Source organism: Shewanella sp. SM55 (assembly GCF_025654025.1).
GTDB classification, from domain to species: domain Bacteria; phylum Pseudomonadota; class Gammaproteobacteria; order Enterobacterales; family Shewanellaceae; genus Shewanella; species Shewanella oncorhynchi.
Map to the genome: position 1 here is coordinate 31,354 of NZ_JAKKRS010000007.1, position 20,149 is coordinate 51,502.

Below are 20,149 nucleotides of genomic sequence, written 5' to 3' on the forward strand. Positions count from 1 at the left end.
CTTAAAAAATCACAGGACGAAAAACAGGTGCCAAAAGTCATGAAACAAAATGATAACAACATGACTTTTGGCATAGTGACATCTGGCGGTGATACCTTAGAATGGTCGGCAGAATTGGATTAAGGAATAGTCATTCGTGCTAGAAAATCGATTAGCGAAAGAAGAAAACATGTTGATTGCTGCAGGAGTGCTAACTTGGGCATTAGTCGCTTGGGTTGGGATAAACCAAGCCGCATTACATACATGGCAAGGCATACTCAATGCAACGCTTTATGGGCTGTATTTAGTGCAATTTATACTGATAGCTACCGATAAAGTTGCGCATAATAATATTCGACTTCGCCGCATAACCACGCTAGCAATGCCCTTGATCGTACTGAGCTTATTACTCACAGCAAACAACGCATTACTGCCTATCCTCTTCGTCATTTGGGCGTCACTGTTGCCTGAGTTTTTTAGTCGTCGCCAAGCCATTTCACAGCTAGTGTTGGTCAATGTTGTTTATTACCTACTGCAGCAATGGCAACTGCATGAACAAAGCAATGTGTTCAATATTTTAATTTATCTTGGTTTTCAATTCTTTGCCTACAGCAGTAGCCAAGCAAGGCTTTCTGAACGTAAATCACGTTTGATACAAGAACAGCTAAACCAACAGCTTATTGCCACTCGCGCCCTACTGAGCCAAGCCAGCGAACAGCAAGAAAGATTAAGGATATCACGCGATTTGCACGACATTCTCGGCCACCAACTCACAGCACTCTCTCTGCAATTAGAAGTACTGAGCCATACAGCGCCCGAGGAGCTCAAACCTCAAGTTAACCAAAGTAAATCCTTAGCTAAAGAGCTACTTGAAAGTATTCGCGCCGTCGTCAGGGCGCAAAGAGTGCAAGTCGGATTGGATTTAGTCCCCCCTCTTGAGGCGTTGATGACCCGCTTATCCGGCGTGACTCTTAACTGCAAAGGGATGAAGCCACTGCAATCAGCCGAACTGACTCAGGCACTACTATTAGTGCTGCAGGAAGGCATCAGCAACGCCGTACGTCACGGCAAGGCGAATCAACTGCAACTGAGCATGGAAGACTCCCAAAACGCATTGGTATTGCAACTGAGCGACAACGGCATGGGGCTTACACGGGGAACCGCACGAAACGTATCAGCTAAAAACGGCACAGGGCTAAACGGTACAGGACAGTTCGGTACTAGGCAGTTCGGTACTAGGCAGTTCGGTACTAGGCAGTTCGGTACTGGGCAGTTCGGTACTGGGCTCGGCGGCATGCAGGAAAGGCTACAACCCTTTAATGGCACCTTGGAGTTAAGGGCAAATGACTCGGCATCCGGTTGCCAACTCACCCTCACACTCCCAGTACTCGCTTAACTTTTTATTAAAAAAATCTTTGGAATCGCTATGGATACGCAAAACAACATCATCAGTGTCGGTTTAGTGGAAGATCAGCAATTGGTTCGCCAAGGGATCGCTAGCCTGCTCGCTATTTCCGACAACATTCGCGTGTTATGGCAAGCCGAAGACGGCCAAGATGCACTCAAAATGCTTGCCAGCAATCCCGTCGATGTACTGCTCAGTGATATCCGTATGCCAAATCTTGATGGTATCGCCATGCTCAAACAGATACGCCAGAGTGCCAATAGTTTACCTATCATCATGTTAACCACCTTCGATGACAGTGAGTTATTCCTCAATAGTTTGCAGGCGGGCGCCAATGGCTTTTTGCTCAAGGATGTGTCACTCGACAAGTTACTATGCGCTATAGAAACCGTCGCTAAAGGCGGCTACTTGATTGAGCCTTCGGTGCTCAAACAGATGAGTGAGCCTAAGCCCACACCTAACATTGTGGTAACTAGAAATGAATTATTGTCGGAACGGGAGCGGGAAATTCTCAGTTTTATGGCGGGTGGCTTCTCCAATAAGGAAATCGCCAATGCGGTATTTTTAGCCGAGGGTACAGTAAAGAATCATGTCTCTAACATACTCACTAAACTCGATTGCCGAGACCGTACCCAAGCTGTGCTCAAGGGATTGCAACTGGCATTGATCTAACCTAATAGCATTCTGCAAAAGACAATTGCCAACAAAAAGGGCCATTTAAGGCCCTTTTGTGCTCATCTAAAGCGATGAGTTATGACTAAAACCTAACGAAGATCCATCTCTTGGATAATTTCATGGGCAATAGCTGGCGTTGTACAGCTCGGGGTTTCATGCAAATCCGCTTTTAGCTGACCTTTACGGTGCTTAAGTGCTGCATCTAATTTTTTCGATGCGGCTTTGATTGCTGGGTACATAACCTCATCGGTACCTGAAGCAGAAATACGGCTTCCTTCATAATTCGTACGAAGCTCAACCTGATACTCGCCATGCTCTTTCGCAATAATAATGTCCAGTGCGATCAGAGAGGGGAAATGGGTGGCGATTTTTGCAAATTTTTCGTTAACATCTTCTCTAATAGAATCAGTAACATCGACGTGGTGACCAGAAATATTTATTTTCATAGGTTGTCCCTTTTAGTGTCATTACTTTTATTTTTGCTTCACTAATAGAGCTTGGGGCATGCAGAATAAAACACAAGGGTTATTGGCAAATATTTCGGCCAACTCAGGTATTAGCATCTCCTAAATGTGACCGCCATCAAGAAGTTAAAAATAAAACAGCGAGAAAAACATGATTAAGTGATTGATTTATAAACAGGCATTAATAATAAATCAATCACAAAATGCAATACGACATAAGGTAAATACGCTTAATATTTACGTTGCACACTCTGCTGCCAAAACTGTTGGGACAAATGATGCGTCTTGGTCGATAAACGCGACACTTGATCACCCCGCGCCGCCGCATCGAGCGTCTGCTCTAAACTCTGCTGAGCCAAATCGCTGATCACATGGATAGCTCGGCTAATTTCTGCGGCCACCGAAGTCTGCTGCGTCATCGCCGCCGCATTATCATCACTCAAAGAATTAATTCGCGAAATAGATGAAAGCAACTCGCCAAAAGCCACACTCGCATCTTGCGCTAAGCTTACCGAACGTTTTACCTGTTCCTGCCCTGCCATCATGGTCGAGGTTGCCCTTTGAGTGCTTTCCCTAAAACGACTAACAATTAACTCAATTTGTGAGGTTGATTGGCTAGTACGGCTCGATAATTGTCTGACCTCATCGGCCACCACGGCAAAACCACGACCACTCTCCCCTGCCCGTGCCGCTTCAATTGCCGCATTTAAGGCTAATAAGTTAGTTTGGTCGGCAATGGCACGTATGACTTCGAGCACTTGGTGAATCGCACTGCTATCTTGTTCAATAGCTTGTACAACATCGGAAAAGTGGCTCACTTGCACACTTAACTGGTGTATCGCATCAATAACCGTTTCTAAACGTGAATGACCGCGTTGAGCCGCCTCATGGCTCGACACCATTTCCGAGGCAGTGCGATGAATGTTTCCCGTTACTTCAGCAAAACTGGCACTCATCTGCTCCATCGCGGTCGCAGCTTGCGTGGTTTGTTCACTCTGACTATCGGCATGCTCCCAAGTGTTTGTAATGGTTTGTTTAAGGCTGACACTTTGTGCTTGGATCTCACTGGCAGAATCAGCCATACGGCCAACAACGCCACCAATTTCAGTGATCAAAAAACGTAGGGCGAGGTCTAATTTACCGATCTCATCTTGGCGGCCGGTGTACACGCCCGTAGCGACGGGATCGTCAATAATGTTGGTTGCCATAGACACAAGCTTTTGCAGCGGCTGCATCAGGTAATACCATGCTAGGCACGCAAGACTCATTCCCACCATCGCGGCAACTATGGGGGAATAACTGGCAATCATCGCCGTAGCCGTAATCGAAACCAACATGGCCAGCAGTATTTTACCACTGAAACCTAACCTATCTTTACGCAATACTTTAGGTTGCTTGCCTTGATTAATATCACTGTAAATACTCTCAGCGGCTTTAATCTGCTCAGGGGTGGCTTGGCGACGAACAGATTGATACTCATGAACTTTACCATCTTCATACACTGGCGCGACGTAGGCATTCACCCAATAATAGCCGCCCGTTTTGGTGCGATTTTTAACTATCCCCATCCAAGGTTTGCCCTGCTTAATTCGCTCCCAGAGGATCTTAAATGCAGCCGCAGGCATATCTTGATGGCGCACTATATTATGTGGATTCCCTTGCAACTCAGCAACACTAAACCCACTGATCTGCGAAAAGGTCTGATTCACATATTTAATGTTTCCCTTCAGATCCGTCGTTGATAGTAAAATCGCATTATCTGACAGGTGTGTTTCACCATTTGTAGAATTTTTATGCATAGGGTTATCAGGCTAGGTCTCGGTAAAAAAGATAACGCATTCTGCCAAAACCGTCGCCTATCAAAATTGATAAAGCTCACATTGGCAGCATAAAAATTAACCTAATGCTAAACAAGCAGTAACCGCTAAACACATATCAACAAATAAAAACAAACAATTGTGACAGAGCGCTCGTTACGCTACATACGTTAAACTCGCCACCCTACACTCGCTAAAGCAGATCAGCTTAAGATCACAGATTCACATTCGAATCTAAATGATATCGTTTATCATTTGAATTAACTAAGTTATACTTCTCGCGGTTAGCTATCTACTGCTATAGAAATGCATTCGTTGTTAAGCCAAAAAGCTCAAGCACACTTTGCAGAATCAACAGTAACGGATAGCCATAACAGACCCATATTGGCTCGAAATGAGAAGTGGCACTTATGTCTAATACACCCGCGTTTGAAACCTCAACGCAATCTTCTACAACTCAAATGCGCTCGTTCTCGCTGATTTCGCGGGGAATTGTGCAATGGTTTAAGCAAGAGCAATCGCAGTTTGCCTTCAAAGTCTTTGCCCGTGCGAGTGCCGCTCTAGTGGCGGGTTATGTTGCGGCAGCAACCTTGGCTTGCCTGCTGACATTAGTGCTACCTATGCCGCGCTTTGAAAGCACGATAACGGCCAATATGTTAGCTTTCCTGTTTTATGCCATCGCTATTATTTATGCCTTTTGTGTGCGTAAAACCTGGCATGCGTGGCGAGATTTAGGCTTAGTGAGTTTGTTATGTTTTGGATTGATCAAGGTATGTGGGCAATAAGATGAAAGAGACATTTTTTAGAACTTTATCTTGGCTACATACCTGGGCAGGCTTGCTGGTATGTTGGGTATTATTGTTGATCTTTTTTGCGGGTAGCTTGAGTTATTTTCGCCATGAGATCAGCCTTTGGAATGAACCCGAATTACACAAAGGGGTTTATCAAGACTACCGAGCCGATACACTCGAAAACCAATTAGATAAAGGGCAAAGTTACATAGAAGCGCATTCGCCGGCAACAGCGCAGCGCTGGATGATAGGTTTTCCAACTGAACGAACCCCCTTTCAAAGCGTTAGCTGGCAACTGCCACCAGAAAAAGGTCAGCGTCGTGGCAAGACTGAAGAACATGTAGCCTTAGCAGATGGCAGCGGCATGATCTCAGAAGTGCGTGAGAGTCGCGGCGGTGATTTCTTCTATCGTCTGCACTTTGACTTGCACTATATGTCCGCTATTACAGCGCGTTATATCGTCGGCATTTGCACTATGTTTATGCTGATCGCCCTTATCAGTGGCATAGTGATCCACAAACGGATCTTCAAAGATTTGTTCAGTTTTAGACGGGATAAAGGCGCTCGCTCTTGGCTAGACGCGCACAATGTGAGCTCTGTCATCGCCCTGCCCTACCATTTGATGATCACTTATACAGGGCTTATTACCCTAATGCTTATCTATATCCCATGGACGGTTAATACCGCCTATTCGGGTGATAACCAAGCTTTTTTAAAAGAACTTAATCCCGCCAGACAAACCGAGAAAGCCGCGGGGATTAGTGCGCCACAGGTGCAACTGAGCCAATTACTACCTCAAGTGAAAGCCGCATGGGGCGATGCGCCAATTAAGCAAGTGATAGTGTCATACCCTAAAGATCAAAATAGCCAAGTGACCTTTTACCAAAACACAGGTAAAGATGTGACCGATGAAGCCAATATTTTGATATTCAACGGGGTAAATGGTGAGCTTAAATATGCCAGCCCGCACGAAGCCTCAGGAGCCTCCGCGACTTACGATACTATGATGTCGCTGCACACGGCACGTTTTGCCGCCCCGCTGCTAAGATTTTTATTCTTTTTCTGCGGTTTATTAGGCTGCGCTATGATCGCGACAGGCACTTTGATGTGGGCCATTCGTCTACGTCAAAAACAGCAAAAATTGATCGATAAAGGCGAGAAACCAAGCTTTGGATTACGTTTAGTTGAAGGGTTAAACTTCATGTTTATCTTAGGACTACCCTTAGGCACTGTAGCCTTCTTTTACGCCAATCGTCTCTTACCGACAAGTTTTGCAAGCCGCTCTGAATGGGAAGTTCACAGTTTCTTTATCGCGTTAGCGGCAATGGGAGTTTGGGCTTTCTTGGGTCGTTCACGTCGCCAGTGGCAAACCGCATTACGACTCACAGGGACCTTGTGCTGTGCGCTGCCCGTGCTCAATGCCTTCACATCACCAAGCAATATCATCGACAATATCCAATCCCATCAATGGGCTTTAGTCGGATTTGACGTGCTCGCAGTGCTACTTGGTGGCGCTATGCTATTTGCCAGTAAAAGAGTGACTTTGATTGCTAAGGCCCCCACTAAACGCCCAGCAAAAACAAAAAATGCACGTAGAAGCGAATCCCAAACATCCCTTGCCAGCGACCTTAGTTCGTCACCTTCATTGGAGGAAGCCAAATCATGATGCCAGAATTTATTCCCCTACTTGGGATCTTAGGTTTGAGTTATCTTTCCCTCGCCCTGTTTGCCTTAGCTAAATTTGGTCACTTCAAGGATGTGTTCAATCGTCCACCAGCACAATGGCAAAGTCGTTTACTAACCTTGTTTGCTTGGTTACTACTAGCATTTAGCTTAAGTGCCTGCGCGAGCGATCAAGGCTGGGCCTACGGGAGCATTTTGTTTATGGGAATAATTTCCCTCGCGGCAATGCTGGTCATCCTAACGTTAAGCTACAGCCCGCGCCATTTACCGATAGGAATCGTCACTGGCAGCGTGCTCACTGGCACTCTATTACTGAGTGCTGGGATCTAATGTCCAGCTAACACTGGCATGGCGATCATGGCTAAGTGAGCACCGCTAGGCTATAGTGCCCTGATGTCCTTCAGATAGGAGAAAATAATGGGCTTTAACTTAACGGTTAACTGGCAAACCTCGCCCGCCGAAGAAGGCGAATTTTGTCGAGACCACAGTATTACCTTTGGCAGCGGCCAGACGATTCAAGCCTCGTCGGCACCGGAATACAAAGGCAATGGGCAAAATGTCAATCCAGAGGAAAGCCTGTTGGCTGCATTATCCTCATGCCATATGTTGACCTTTCTAGCAATTGCGCATCTTAAGCGCTTACCTGTAACCTCCTATGTGGATAATGCCACTGCAGAGCTGGGTAAAAACGAGGCGGCAAGTTGGCCGTGACAAAGATGGTGCTCAATCCTAAGGTCATTTTCGCTGAAGGGGTCGAAGTCAGCCAAGAAACCCTTGAGAAAATTCACGAGAAAGCACATGCAAATTGCTTTATCGCTAATAGTTTAGCAACAGATATTCAAATCAAGTTTTAGGATTTGAGCAGATCTTTATGGCCCGCTGATGGTTTTCCTAAGCGGGCTTTTTATTGCCACACCGTAACTCAATACCTGTCTGAATCATTGCTATCATCGAATTATCCGCACCACCTAACCATCCACAGAGTCTAATTTTTCACCATTATTCAGCTCAGGTCCAGCTTTTAAACAGTACGATATAAGCCAATCTTAGCTTGGTATCATCTGTTGGAGTTAAAAGATGCACATTCAACCACTGCGAAATTCCCCGTCTGTCAGCCCACAAAAAAATGTCTCCACTGCTGAATTTGCACAAGTTAACAATCCAGTTCAAACCAGCGCACCCGCGTCAACTGATACAGTAACGCTTTCTAGCGATGCAAAACAATTGGCGGCGAATGCGCAAAAACCAGCAGAAATGCCAGCTCTGAGGGATAACATAGAAACCTTAGTCGAATTGAAACACGCGAAGATGAAGTATCAAGTGATCGCCGACATGACCAATTTAGCGACAGGAACGAGCCAAGGGATTTCAGCGCCAACGGCCTATTATCTAAGCCATAACGAAGACGCGAGAGCAATGACAGTTAATCACCTTGCCCAACAACAGCAAGTGAACACTATGCAAACCTATGCGGAAACAAGTAAAAATGGGAATAGAAGTATTAATGAATGGGCATAAAAATGGGTGTTGTCTCGGGAACCAAGAGACAACACCCTAACTTTGTACGCGGACATGCTAGCCGAGATACCTTAAATTTCGGTTAAATACTGAATTTAAATATCAATTACTTAGCTTTAATATCCTGTGCCATACCTTTTACAGGCAAAGGTTGCACTTTTAAGGCTGGGATTGGCTGTTTAACCAACTCATCCTTTAAATAACTTATTGCAGCCTCAAGCTGCGCATCTTTGCCATTAAAGGTAGCGAAAGGTAAGTTATCGACTTCAATATCCGGCGTCACGCCATGGCCTTCAAGCACCCAGCGGCCATCCATTGCATACTGTGGATACTCGGCCACCCGCACCATCCCTTTATCGGTCAACGCATTTCGCCCAGATAACCACACCCCCGCCCCTGCCGTTTGCTTACCAATTAAGGGCGCAATACCGAGCGCTTTAATCCCAGCGGAGAAGGTTTCGCCGTCGGAATAGGTCAGTTCATCGGTTAACACCACTAAATGACCGCGGAAGGTTTGCTGCATATTGGTGTTTGGCGTGCCGTGGGTGGGTTGCCAAAACGCCCAAGCGCGGCGCAATAACTTCTCGATAATCCAACTGTCAATATTGCCACCGCGGTTACGGCGAACATCGATAATCAAACCCTCTTTATCGTAGTTGGCATAAAACTCACGGGCGAAACTTTCAATATCGCCGCCGCCCATGGCATATAAGTGCAAATAACCCATCTTGCCCTGACTTGTATCCTCGACCACTGCCGCATTATGGCTCACCCAATCTAAGTAACGTAATTGACTGTCCACCACAGCGCTAACGGGCATGACGATAGTTTTATGGGTTTGGCTACCACGCTTAAGCTGTAGTAATACTTGCTTATCCTGTTGATTGCGTAAAAGACGCGTGACGTCAGCCACATTCGCCACTGGCGTGCCATTGATAGCCAGCAGCATATCGCCTTCTTTAGCATCGACTTCGATACGATTTAACGGTGAAGCATTAGCCGGTAACTCAGGATCGTTACTGTAAATGTGCGCAATTTTAACGCCATCTGCCGTTTGTTGTAGACGCGCGCCAAGGCTTGCCGCTTTAGCCGCATCGGGATCTTTAGGCAAATCACCACCGCGCACCTGTGAGTGCAAAGAATCTAACTCGCCCATCATTTGCATGAAGATGTCATTCAGTTCGTTACGATCGGTCAGGCGGTCGAGCAAAGGCTGATACTTAGCCTTAGTGGCTTGCCAATCGAGGCCGCGCATTTTCTTGTCGAAGAAAGATTCTCGGTGCATTAACCAAGCGTCTTCAAACATTTGCTGCCATTCAAGCTGGGGAGAAATCGCTAACTGCCATTGTTCCGTTTGCACTTTGGCATTATCCGTATCACCTAATTTATCGCCGCCGTCCACAATCAGGAGTGATTTATCATTACAGTGCTTGCGTAGCATCAGCTTCTTACCATCGGCAGAAACCTCATATTGACCAATATCCTCGGCAAAAACCTCGGCTTTGGGGCTTAATCGGTCAAATTTAATAGTCATTAAATTAGGTGCAACATCGTCATCAATGGCTTGATCAAGCAAATAAAGTCTATCATCGACAACGCGCAGCTTACTGTAATTGCCTGAATCGACAGGCACTTGCCATAAACGCTGAGAGATCCCCGCCCAATCGATTTTCACTGGACTCGGTTTATCCTTAGCATCGGTTTTTTCAACTTGATTCGATTCGAGTTCATTGGGTTTACTAAAGGGGAATTTGGCATTTTTGACCAGTGCAATGGCAAAAATTTGGCTGCGTTTATCAAACACTGGGCCCATATTTCTATCGCCCCAAGGTGAACTTGGTGTTGCGCTGAATTGGCGATTCGATAGGAAATATAGCCACTGGCCGTCACTGCTAAAGCTTGGCGAATAGGACTCGTATTTGTCGCTTGTGAGCGTCTCGGCCTTATTTTCATCAACAGAATACAGGACGATTTGCGGACGTTGTTTACCGATTTCCGACTTAGTTAATGCAATAAAACGGCTGTCACTGGACCAGCGGATATCGGCGTAAGGCCCAAGTCCCTCACCGTTAGTGATGATTTTTTGATTGGTATTTTTCTTTAAGTCGAGCAGCCACACGTTACCATCGTTATCGTCATGGGCGATAAATCGACCGTCACTGGACAAATTAAGACTCATTCTTAAAGTATGGCCGTCTTTGGTTAACTGTTTAGCGCCACTGCTGCCATCAGCAGGGAATTGCCAAATTTCCTGCTGACCTGTCATGTCGCTAATCGCATAAACCGACTTGCCATCTTGGCTCAACACCGCTTCCCTAACGCGATAAGTACCCGGCAGTGCAACTTGAACTAAACGCGAACCATCAATACCCGCGATTGCCACGTGGCTGCGGGCGGTGATCACCACTTTATCGCCAGCGGGGGCCAAATTAGTTGAAGAAGCGTAATCCATAGGATCTGTCACCCAATGCTCACGGCGCTCGGCAAAATCGGAAGTGAGTTCAATATTGAGTAACGAGTCTTTAGCGGCCGCAATATCAAACACATGGATATCCGCACCTAACTGGAATACCACTTTGCCTTGGTCCATCCGGGCACCGCGGACTTGCCAATCTTTAAATTGGGTTAACTGTTTTGCATCTGAACCATCGAGCGCACTCGACCAGAGGTTGTCGTTGCCATCGCTGTCGCTAATAAAATAGAGTCTGTCCTGCCATAGCATAGGTTGGCGCACTGAGCCGTCGTGTTGGCCGCTGAGCAACTGTGCTTCGGTTTTGCTGCCGAGTTTAAAGCGCCATAATTCACCTTTTGCACCGCCACGGTACACTTTGGCATTATCGCCAGTCACTTGCAGACCAAAGCGGGTGAAGTACACGTATTCGTTGCGATCATCAATCACACCTTCAACGGCATCGGCTAAGGGTAAATCTGTGGTGGTGAGGGTTTGAGGATCGACGCTGCGCAGCATCCAATTATTAGCAGGACCAAAGCCCGTGTCGGTGGAATATAAAATATCACCTTTGGCAGTCCAACCCTGAACTCGTACACGGCTATTCTCAAAACTCACCCGTTTAGCCACACCGCCCGTAATGGGGATCACATACACTTCGCTCGCGCCTTCATAGTTGGCAACATAAGCAACCCACTTACCGTCGGCCGAAATAGTCGCCCCTAGCTCTTCTGCGGGTAAACTCGTTAAGCGAGTAGCCGCTTTTTGACCTAAGGTCTGAGTCCATAAATCCCCTTCTGCAGTAAAGACTAAGGTTTGATTGTGCAACGCTGGCGCGCGGTAATACCCTTGATTGCTCACCGCATCGGCAGCGATGGTTTGGAACGCTGTTAATGTGCCTAGGGCAAGCATGCAGCAGGCAACGGAATGGCGAAGTTTCATGTATTGTCTCTATCCTATTATTATGTTCAGCGATGGGCTTTTAATAATGCGCTTGAAGCAAACTTTAAATCTGATAATGATTCCCACAAACTAGCAGAATTTGATAGGAAGTTCAGTAACGTCAATAGAGAGAAGTTTTAGCAAATGTGTCGCCAAGGCGATACCGAAAGGACCAATGAATACAATTGAAACTAGCGACTAAAACTGATGAAAGGCCATTGAATTAAACCGCCTTAGATGAAAATGACGGCATATAATTAAAAAAACTTAAAATATTAAAAATCAGAAACATATAGAATGTTGGTAGGATAATTTTGCTGACTCATGTTTGATTGCTTCGCAATAGAGAGTAACTGCCACTTATGAATAACCTTGGTAATTTCTCCGTTGTCCTTCAACGCATTAATCGCAATATTGAACTGAGCAAGCTGTAAAGGTGTCATGCTCATTTTACTTAGCATTAGATGGATATGACTTTTGTCTAACACTAATGTTAATGGAACTAACTTAATATTCTGATACTGGCTAGCAATGTAGGGAACCGCCATCGCATCGCCCAAAATTATATCGCCTCTACCATAGGTAAGCATTTGCACTGATTTACTTGCATCAGGACTTAAAACGAGCAAATACTCCCGTTCTAGTTGGTATTGGAGTCTATGGTAATCAGCGCCATACCAACCACTAGAAGGAACAAGCAATCGTAATTTTCGAGTAAAAATATCCGCCCAACTCTCAACATTAATCAGATCTTTTTGTTCATCAAGTACAAAAAAACGTACTTCTTCATCTCGATAATCCACAGTGAACAATGCATATGCTTGCCGTGCATCTGTCATCGTTGCTCCCATCATCACATCTAACTCCCCAGTTTTTAGCATCTGATGGGATCGTTTGGCTGGCACATTGATAAAACTCACTTCACACCCAAGGTAAAGTGCAAATGCCCGCATAAGATCAACATCGAGTCCATGGGCTTGTCCCTTAGGATCTTGCCAGGCATACGGAGGCCAGTTGTTGTAACCAACTCGGATAGTGTTAGTGCAAGGCAAAAGTTTCTCGGCTTGCGATACCCCATGGGTTAGCAAGATAAACATAAACAAGTAAGAGACACTTTTAAACCAAAGCATAAGCTAAAGACCTCTCAAGTTATGTGCGGCAACGGGTGAAGGAAGAAGCGTGACAACTTAAAGACTGGCTTATAGCTTAGTAAGCATAGTTGGCACCTAAGATGGGCGCCATTGTTCCCAATGAGATTCATTACGTCATCTTCAAATTCGAGACATGTAAAAGGGAGCCCAGCTCCCTTTTACAATTTAAAATATGACCGCTTGACTAAAAGCAATAAAACATTAAACCAATACTTTAAATAGATGTGCTTTTAATTTGATAAAATCAGGTGCTAATTCCGCCGATAAGATAGGCTTACTCGCAACAGCTTCAAGCTCGGGCGGCAAGGGTAAGTTAAGCGTTAACTCCCTATCCACAACATCCTTAAACTTAGCGGGATGCGCCGTCCCCAAAAATATGCCCACTTCATCGGGCACTAAAGTTAAAGATAAGGCCTTAGCCGCAATCGCCGCATGGGGCTCAGACACATAACCTTGAGCGTGTAACTCGGCCAGCGCCTGTGACGTTTGTTCCTCCGATAATCGAATACCCACTAAGCTACTCAGTGGCCAGCCTAATTTCTCACAAATGGCTTCCACACGCGGCCAGTTACTGGGTTCACTCACATCCATGGCATTGGACATAGTCGCTTGAGTCGAATTGGGCTGCCATTGGCCATTGTCTAAATAACGCGGCACAGTATCGTTGGCATTGGTTGCGGCGATAAAGCGTTTAACCGGTAATCCCATGGCTTTAGCGAATAAACCTGCGGTCAAGTTACCAAAGTTACCACTTGGCACCGAAATCACAGGATCGGCTTCATGCCGTTGTTTAGATTGGGCAACGGCTTCAAAGTAATAACAAATTTGCGCGAGTAAGCGGCTGATGTTGATAGAATTTGCCGAGTTTAAGCTCAAACCATCGCGTACTTCAGGATCATCAAAGGCGCGCTTAACCAGATCTTGGCAGGCATCGAAATCGGACGAGACGGCGACTGTATGGATATTCTTGCCCAACGTCGTGAACATCTTTTCCTGTAGTTCACTGATCTTACCCTTAGGATAGAGCACCACCACATTGACTTTCTCAAGCCCATAGAAGGCATCGGCAACCGCTGCGCCAGTGTCGCCCGAGGTCGCAGTCAAAATAGTTAAGCGCATGTCGCCCACAAAGGCATTGACACATTGCGCCATAAAACGCGCCCCAAAATCTTTAAACGCCAGTGTTGGACCGTGGAATAATTCGAGGCAAGCGCGCTGCTCATCGACGGCAACCAAAGGTAAATCAAAGTTAAAGGCACGCTCAACTAATTCATCGACCGCATCTTGGCCTAACTCAGAGGCAAGCCATGCGCCGAGTACTTTTTTACTGCGCTCAACGAATGGCAACGCCAGCAGCCCTTCAATATCGTCTAGTACGGGTATTTGACTAGGAAAGAACAAACCTCTGTCTTTACCTAATCCCAGTTGTACCGCTTCTTTAAAGCTCACTTTCTGCGAAGGGTGTTTTAAATTATATAGTTCCATGCTCACTCAACCTTTTGATGCTAAACCTTAAATGCTAATTTGGGGTACTTAGTCTTAGCTAAATTAACTATTAATCGACTCTACGCGTGCCTTGCTCATCGAGGCGACACACGTGGGCAAAGCCCCCAACCTCGGTTAAATAATGCTGTTCTAACCAGGCTTTAGCCGCATTTGCCGTGGCTAAATCATCGGTAATCGAAAACAGCGTTGGGCCACTGCCGGAAATCCCCGTAGTCAACATGCCTAAAGCGGCTAAAGCGGCTCTGGCCTTGTCGTAACCCGGGATCGCGGCGGCGCGATAGGGCTCGGCTAACACATCCTTTAATACGCTAATCGCAAGCTTGGCATTCTGCTGGTAAGACGCATGAACAAAGGCGCTTAAATAACGGCCAAAATCGATAGTGACACTTTTATCATATTGATCTGGCATGAGTTTGCGCATCATTGCCGTTGAGAGTGAAATCCCTGGATAGGCCACAACCCAATACCATTCTTTAAAGCTGGGTATTGCTTCGCAAACTGTACCCGGCACATTAAGCATCAATTGCATGCCGCCTAAGTAACAAGGGGCGACGTTGTCATAGTGCACACTGCCGCTGATCTTCCCTTCAAACTCGCCCATCAGTTCCAGCAGTGCTTGCTCGTTATAGGGTCTATCAAAATGTTCATTCAGGGCATATAACGCTGCCACGACAGAGCTTGCACTCGACCCTAACCCACTACCGACGGGCAGGTTCTTTTCCAGTGTGAGTGCCACGCCTTCATCTGCTTTACCCAGTGCTTCTAAATACTCCTTACTCAAGGCGGTTAAGAAGAACTCGGCACATTGGTACACTATATTGTCATTTGGATTGCCAGGCAGTTTATGGGCCCAAGCGCCGGTTTGCATAAGACTCACACCCGACGCTGCCGCGGCGATAGTCACTCTATCGCCCAGTAAACTGCCATCAATCGGCGCCAATGCTGCACCGAGTAAATCAAATCCGACGCCCACGTTACCCATAGAGGCTGGAGCGTAAACGGTCAAACTCATACACTCACCTCACGAGTCCAATTCAAGGTTCTTAATACATCGGCAAAGGCACCGGCAGCGGTCACTTCCGTTCCTGCGCCATAGCCGCGTAGCACAAAGGGAATGGGCTGATAATAGCGGCTGTAGAACGCCAAGGCATTTTCGCCGCCTTTTACGCTATAAAGCGGATCCTGTGCATCGACTTCGGCGATACGCACACGGCACACACCATCCTCAATTTGCCCAACATAACGCAGCACTTTACCTTGGGCTTTGGCCTGCGCCACTTTTGCGGCAATTGCGGCATCAACTTGCGGTAATCGTGCCATAAAGCTTTCAACATCACCTGAATCATCAAACTCGGCTGGCAATACCGATTCAACCTGCACATCACTGAGCTCTAACTTTAGTCCCACTTCACGGGCAAGAATGAGCACTTTACGCGCCACATCCATACCACTCAAATCATCACGAGGATCGGGCTCAGTAAAACATTTTTCCCGCGCAAGACCGGTTGCTTCAGAAAGTGTCATGCCTTCATCCAGCATGCCGAAGATAAAGGATAAAGAGCCCGATAAAATACCGTTAAATTTATGCAGTTTGTCACCCGCAAATAACAGTTTTTTCAGGTTATCGATCACAGGTAAACCCGCACCGACTGTGGTTTCGTATAAGAATTGGCGACGCTGTTTTAATGCCGTTTGGCGCAGTGCTTGATAATAAGCATAATCGCGAGTATTGGACTTTTTATTGGGCGTGACCACATGTAAACCCGCGTTCATCACATCCAAATATAGGTTCGACACTTGCTCGCTGGAGGTGCAATCCACCAGCACAGGATTCAGTAATTGTTGCTCTTTCGCCCATGCGAGTAATGCTGGGATATCGCAAGCTTGCTGGCTATCGGCAAGCAAGCTAGACCAATTGCTTAAGTCGATACCCGCACTGTCGAGTAACATCTTGTTAGAATTTACTATGCCGCAAACACGGATACTGATGTGTTGCTCTTTGAGCATGGCGGACTGTTGTTTTATCTGCTCGAGCAGACCTGCGCCCACATTGCCGCAACCCACTAAAAACACATCTAAATATTGCTGTACATCGAAAAAGCCTTGATGACAAGCCGCCACCGCATGCTTAGTCTTACGCTGCTCGATCACAGTCGAAATCGACCGCTCGGACGAACCTTGGGCGATGGCGATAATGTTCACGCTTGCCTGTGCTAATGCTTGGAAGAAACGCGCTGCCACCCCTTTGTGAGTGCGCATGCCATCACCAATCAAAGAAACGATGGCGAGCTCATGACGCATAGCGATAGGTTCAAGCAAGTCACTTTTTATTTCTAATTCAAACTCTTGCTCTAAGGCCCATTTCACTTTGGCCGAGTCAGACGTCGCCACACAGAAGCTAATACTGTATTCAGAGGAGCTTTGGGTGATTAAAGAGACTGACACGCCGCTGCGGGAAATCGCCGCGAGAGTACGGCTCGCCATGCCAACCATGCCTTTCATGCCTGGGCCTGATATATCGAACATGGTCTGGTTATCTAAATTGGAGATAGCTTTAACCTGCAAGCCAGTTTCATCGGCTTGGTTTGATACCAGAGTGCCGAGCGCATCGGGGTTAAAACTATTTTTGATATAACAGGGAATATGGAACTGAGCGATGGGCGCAATCGTCTTAGGATGCAGCACTTTAGCGCCAAAATAGGAGAGTTCCATCGCCTCTTGATAGCTGAGTTGTGACAACAGCTTAGCGTCGGCAACCACACGGGGATCAGTATTATAAACGCCGTCAACATCAGTCCAGATCTCACAACTTGACGCATCTAAACAAGCGGCCAGCACGGCAGCAGAATAGTCCGAACCATTACGGCCTAATGTCACCACTTTGCCCTGTTCATCGGCGGCGGTGAAACCCGGCATTACCCATACGCGTTTTTCACCTAATGCCAACGCACGAAACCTTGGCTTACTCACAGCGATATCGACCACGGATTCTAACGGCCGACCACGACCTAGAAACAAGGCGCGCGGATCGAGTTGAGCCGACGTGATCCCCTTAGATAGCATCACTTGTTCCATCAAGGCTGCAGATAAACGCTCACCTGCCACCACGATTTCAGCACGTATGCCATCGGGACACTCTTGCAGTAAGCTAATGCCACGTAATCTATCCTGCCAAATCACCAGCTGCGCATTAAGTCCAGAAAAGAGCTGTTCACTCTGCTCACTCGACAACATTGAAGTAACGGCATCTTGGTATAGCGAGGTAAATACCCGCTCAACATGCTGCAGCACAGACGAATAATCTTCACCTTTAACGGCTACATCAACCATTTCTAGTAACGCATTTGTCACAGTCGCCGGGGCAGATAGCACTGTGGCTATTGGCTCAAGCTTAGATGACTTGGCAACGATATCCGCCGCCATCGAGAATCGCTGCCAATTTGCAAGCGAGGTACCACCAAATTTCATTACTTTCATCTTGTTCTCCTGTACCGCGCCCGACTTAGAAATAAGAGCTAGAAACAAAAAAGCCCGCTTCTTTGTGGGAAGCGGGCTCATCGTTAAAATTCTTTAGGGTGTATCAGCCCGCCCCCACTGTTGTTGTAGTGGTGGTTGTAATAATGGTAGTTACTACGAAACCTAGGCTATGCATGTGTTTTGGCTAATCCATGTTAATTTCTTGATAAACAGAATTGCTTTTTTTACCCGCGCTTGTCAACCCCTAAAATGGATTATTTATAGGCAAATATTAACGCTCGATAAAATACTGCATCAAGATTCGTTAATATGAAGTTTTCTAGGGGTAAAAATGCGATTTACTCAATAGATAACTGTTGACGTTAACGTAATGCCGCACAAAAAACATTAGATAATCATTTGTTTTACATCTAATTATTTATAGTGCACTTTAAAATAATGCGTTATTTGTTCTACCTCATCACTCAGGCTAAATTGACCACCTAACGAGCAAAAATCACATTACTCATCCTTTCTACCGTAAAGCACCGACAAATTTTCCTAAAAAAAACCTGTGCGATATCTAACATAAGCCACTTCAAATTATCGCCAGCACTAAAAAAGCACGTTATTATGCGCGCACATTACGAATTGGAGGCGATATGAAGATCACTCAACACAGCGCGGTAACCATTCATTACCGTTTATCAGATCAAGAAGGCAGACTATTAGAAGACTCTTTCGACTCTGAACCTATGCTATATCTACACGGCACTGAAAACCTGATCCCAGGTTTAGAAGCCGCATTAGACGGTAAAAGCAAAGGCGAAAAACTCGATGTCACTATTAGTGCCGAAGAAGCCTATGGCCCTTATCACGATGGCCTACGTCAAGCCGTGCCATTAGAAGCCTTTGGTGATATCGAAGATATCGTCCCTGGTATGCGCTTCATCGCTGAAACTGAAATGGGTCAGCGCCCAGTTCAAGTCATGGAAGTGAAAGACGATGTGGTTATCGTCGATGGCAACCATCCTTTAGCGGGCCAATCACTCAATTTCAGCGTCGAAATCGTTGACGTTCGTGAAGCCTCAGCCGAAGAAATCGCTCATGGCCACATTCATGCCCAAGGCGGTTGTGGAAGCCATGGACATGATCACGACCACGGTGGTGGATGCTGTGGCGGTTCAGGCAAAGAAGAAGCTGGCGGCTGTTGTGGTGGTTCAGACCACGATCATGGACATCACCATGAAGAGCACGAAGCCTGTGACACACCTAAAACAGGTTGTGACGGCAATGGCGGCTGTGGTTGCCGCGGTTAAATACAGATTGTTGCCCAAGGTGAGCTAGAAATAGCTCATCCCTAAGCGATTGAACCGCCATAGTTTAACCTTTGAAGATGCACGCCCTTAATTTAAGGTCGTGCATTTTTTATACACAAGCGTTTATAATATTCGTAATAGATAAATAACTGACTGGTAAATTGAAGTATTCAAATTTTATATGAATATTTTCAATTAGATATTGATATCAACCTAAGTTAAGCGACGGAGTGCTTATGTTAACCAAACCACTTTACGAAATTTTGCCTTTTGGCTATATGGCGCTCGGTAGTTCGAGTTTTATTGCACTCGACATCAACTATGCCTTGATAGCGGCAACTGTGGTATTTGTATTAGGTGCGAGGATCTACGTTATGCGTTCTCAAAACCGTCGAACAGACTCGGCTAAGCGGCGTAAATCGGGTTATCTTCCCGAGATAATTTATAACTTTCTACCTTTTATCTATCTCTTAGCGGCGCTGGCTATCTTTAAATTCCTTCCCAAGGATCTTTACCCAATTCTGGCTATCTGTTTACTCAGCTACGGCTTATACATTCTGGTTCGTCGTTCCCTCTATCGTCGTCATAAGCTTCCCATCACGCCTTAAGGCTTAGTTCTATTCGCCACAGTAGGAGCAGATGATATTCACAAGAGTTGTATCCACATGAACACTAACCAATTAATTTTTGAACTTTCGCCCTATGCTCAGAAGACATATTCTTCAAATAATTAGAACAACGTGTAATCGTTGCAATACTGACTTCATATTCCGCAGCGATATGCCTTTGACTCATTTCCCCGTCTAGCAGCAATTGAAAGACCTTCAAACGTCCGGCAACGGCACTACGTTCTTCTTCGGTTAACAGTAAATGAAACAACACAGAAAGATCTTCATAATTGCTGTGGCTCAAAATTTTTTCTAATACTAGATCCCAGTTAGCTCGCATAATCACCCTCATAAGTACTGTTCAAGCATTACATTAGCAGTCTAAC

The 20,149-nt window shown here is 46.0% G+C and carries 16 protein-coding genes and 1 pseudogene; 9 read left to right on the forward strand and 8 right to left on the reverse strand.

What is annotated here, in order from left to right:
* Positions 1-136 precede the first annotated feature (136 nt).
* A complete protein-coding gene (locus tag L5L91_RS10625) occupies positions 137-1,375 on the forward strand; it encodes a sensor histidine kinase (protein ID WP_263236470.1) in 1,239 nt (412 codons plus the stop codon).
* A gap of 30 nt (positions 1,376-1,405) precedes the next feature.
* Positions 1,406-2,056, forward strand: a complete 651-nt coding sequence (locus tag L5L91_RS10630) for a response regulator (RefSeq protein ID WP_263236472.1) — start codon at positions 1,406-1,408, stop codon at positions 2,054-2,056.
* A 92-nt stretch (positions 2,057-2,148) separates the two neighbouring features.
* Here the strand turns inward: L5L91_RS10630 and hpf are convergent, their stop codons facing one another.
* Together hpf and L5L91_RS10640 are read right to left on the reverse strand one after the other, a co-directional pair.
* A complete protein-coding gene (hpf, locus tag L5L91_RS10635; protein ID WP_028760784.1) occupies positions 2,149-2,505 on the reverse strand; it encodes a ribosome hibernation-promoting factor, HPF/YfiA family in 357 nt (118 codons plus the stop codon).
* 248 nt (positions 2,506-2,753) lie between these two features.
* A complete protein-coding gene (locus L5L91_RS10640; protein WP_105249832.1) occupies positions 2,754-4,322 on the reverse strand; it encodes a methyl-accepting chemotaxis protein in 1,569 nt (522 codons plus the stop codon).
* 428 nt (positions 4,323-4,750) lie between these two features.
* Here L5L91_RS10640 and L5L91_RS10645 point away from each other — a divergent pair, with 428 nt between their 5' ends.
* From L5L91_RS10645 to L5L91_RS10665, 5 genes and pseudogenes are all read left to right on the forward strand, one after another.
* A complete protein-coding gene (locus tag L5L91_RS10645) occupies positions 4,751-5,125 on the forward strand; it encodes a DUF3649 domain-containing protein (protein WP_212600001.1) in 375 nt (124 codons plus the stop codon).
* A 1-nt stretch (position 5,126) separates the two neighbouring features.
* Entirely contained in the window at positions 5,127-6,797 is a 1,671-nt protein-coding gene (locus tag L5L91_RS10650) for a PepSY-associated TM helix domain-containing protein (RefSeq protein ID WP_263236473.1), read from the forward strand.
* The gene (locus tag L5L91_RS10655; RefSeq protein WP_113940646.1) at positions 6,794-7,144 is read left to right on the forward strand and encodes a DUF3325 domain-containing protein; all 351 of its coding nucleotides are present in this window, start codon (positions 6,794-6,796) and stop codon (positions 7,142-7,144) included. Before L5L91_RS10650 ends, L5L91_RS10655 begins: the two co-directional genes overlap by 4 nt.
* Positions 7,145-7,231: 87 nt before the next feature.
* A pseudogene (locus tag L5L91_RS10660) lies at positions 7,232-7,668 on the forward strand (OsmC family protein).
* Positions 7,669-7,891: 223 nt separating this feature from the next.
* Positions 7,892-8,332, forward strand: a complete 441-nt coding sequence (locus L5L91_RS10665) for a hypothetical protein (protein ID WP_263236474.1) — start codon at positions 7,892-7,894, stop codon at positions 8,330-8,332.
* Positions 8,333-8,438: 106 nt separating this feature from the next.
* Here L5L91_RS10665 and L5L91_RS10670 read toward each other — a convergent pair whose 3' ends face one another.
* From L5L91_RS10670 to thrA, 5 genes are all read right to left on the reverse strand, one after another.
* Positions 8,439-11,723, reverse strand: a complete 3,285-nt coding sequence (locus L5L91_RS10670) for a S41 family peptidase (RefSeq protein WP_263236476.1) — start codon at positions 11,721-11,723, stop codon at positions 8,439-8,441.
* Between the two features lie 275 nt (positions 11,724-11,998).
* Positions 11,999-12,853 carry a substrate-binding periplasmic protein gene (locus L5L91_RS10675; protein WP_014611046.1) on the reverse strand — a complete coding sequence of 285 codons (855 nt, stop codon included), beginning with the start codon at positions 12,851-12,853 and terminating at the stop codon, positions 11,999-12,001.
* A gap of 222 nt (positions 12,854-13,075) precedes the next feature.
* Complete coding sequence (thrC, locus tag L5L91_RS10680; protein WP_263236478.1) at positions 13,076-14,359, reverse strand: threonine synthase; 1,284 nt, start codon at positions 14,357-14,359, stop codon at positions 13,076-13,078.
* Positions 14,360-14,429: 70 nt separating this feature from the next.
* The gene (gene thrB, locus L5L91_RS10685; protein ID WP_263236481.1) at positions 14,430-15,392 is read right to left on the reverse strand and encodes a homoserine kinase; all 963 of its coding nucleotides are present in this window, start codon (positions 15,390-15,392) and stop codon (positions 14,430-14,432) included.
* Positions 15,389-17,857, reverse strand: coding sequence for a bifunctional aspartate kinase/homoserine dehydrogenase I (gene thrA, locus L5L91_RS10690; RefSeq protein ID WP_263236483.1), 2,469 nt, complete (start codon positions 17,855-17,857; stop codon positions 15,389-15,391). Before thrA ends, thrB begins: the two co-directional genes overlap by 4 nt.
* Positions 17,858-18,498: 641 nt before the next feature.
* On the opposite strand from thrA, the gene slyD reads away from it, so the two are divergent.
* Both slyD and L5L91_RS10700 read left to right on the forward strand, forming a co-directional pair.
* Positions 18,499-19,155: a peptidylprolyl isomerase gene (gene slyD / locus L5L91_RS10695; protein ID WP_263236486.1), complete on the forward strand. Its 657-nt coding sequence runs from the start codon at positions 18,499-18,501 to the stop codon at positions 19,153-19,155.
* A 236-nt stretch (positions 19,156-19,391) separates the two neighbouring features.
* Positions 19,392-19,763 carry a hypothetical protein gene (locus L5L91_RS10700; protein ID WP_028760798.1) on the forward strand — a complete coding sequence of 124 codons (372 nt, stop codon included), beginning with the start codon at positions 19,392-19,394 and terminating at the stop codon, positions 19,761-19,763.
* 64 nt (positions 19,764-19,827) lie between these two features.
* Here L5L91_RS10700 and trpR read toward each other — a convergent pair whose 3' ends face one another.
* Positions 19,828-20,103 (reverse strand): trp operon repressor, encoded by a 276-nt coding sequence (trpR, locus tag L5L91_RS10705; protein ID WP_028760799.1) that lies wholly within the window; start codon positions 20,101-20,103, stop codon positions 19,828-19,830.
* Positions 20,104-20,149 lie beyond the last annotated feature (46 nt).

Excerpts from the sequence above, each read along its gene's own strand:
- L5L91_RS10655 (WP_113940646.1), top strand. The coding sequence starts at position 6,794 with ATGATGCCAGAATTTATTCCCCTACTTGGGATCTTAGGTTTGAGTTAT.
- L5L91_RS10640 (WP_105249832.1), bottom strand. The coding sequence starts at position 4,322 with ATGCATAAAAATTCTACAAATGGTGAAACACACCTGTCAGATAATGCG.
- thrB (WP_263236481.1), bottom strand. The coding sequence starts at position 15,392 with ATGAGTTTGACCGTTTACGCTCCAGCCTCTATGGGTAACGTGGGCGTC.
- L5L91_RS10700 (WP_028760798.1), top strand. The coding sequence starts at position 19,392 with ATGTTAACCAAACCACTTTACGAAATTTTGCCTTTTGGCTATATGGCG.
- L5L91_RS10675 (WP_014611046.1), bottom strand. The coding sequence starts at position 12,853 with ATGCTTTGGTTTAAAAGTGTCTCTTACTTGTTTATGTTTATCTTGCTA.
- L5L91_RS10630 (WP_263236472.1), top strand. The coding sequence starts at position 1,406 with ATGGATACGCAAAACAACATCATCAGTGTCGGTTTAGTGGAAGATCAG.
- L5L91_RS10665 (WP_263236474.1), top strand. The coding sequence starts at position 7,892 with ATGCACATTCAACCACTGCGAAATTCCCCGTCTGTCAGCCCACAAAAA.
- slyD (WP_263236486.1), top strand. The coding sequence starts at position 18,499 with ATGAAGATCACTCAACACAGCGCGGTAACCATTCATTACCGTTTATCA.
- L5L91_RS10645 (WP_212600001.1), top strand. The coding sequence starts at position 4,751 with ATGTCTAATACACCCGCGTTTGAAACCTCAACGCAATCTTCTACAACT.
- thrA (WP_263236483.1), bottom strand. The coding sequence starts at position 17,857 with ATGAAAGTAATGAAATTTGGTGGTACCTCGCTTGCAAATTGGCAGCGA.
- L5L91_RS10670 (WP_263236476.1), bottom strand. The coding sequence starts at position 11,723 with ATGAAACTTCGCCATTCCGTTGCCTGCTGCATGCTTGCCCTAGGCACA.
- thrC (WP_263236478.1), bottom strand. The coding sequence starts at position 14,359 with ATGGAACTATATAATTTAAAACACCCTTCGCAGAAAGTGAGCTTTAAA.
- L5L91_RS10650 (WP_263236473.1), top strand. The coding sequence starts at position 5,127 with ATGAAAGAGACATTTTTTAGAACTTTATCTTGGCTACATACCTGGGCA.
- trpR (WP_028760799.1), bottom strand. The coding sequence starts at position 20,103 with ATGCGAGCTAACTGGGATCTAGTATTAGAAAAAATTTTGAGCCACAGC.
- hpf (WP_028760784.1), bottom strand. The coding sequence starts at position 2,505 with ATGAAAATAAATATTTCTGGTCACCACGTCGATGTTACTGATTCTATT.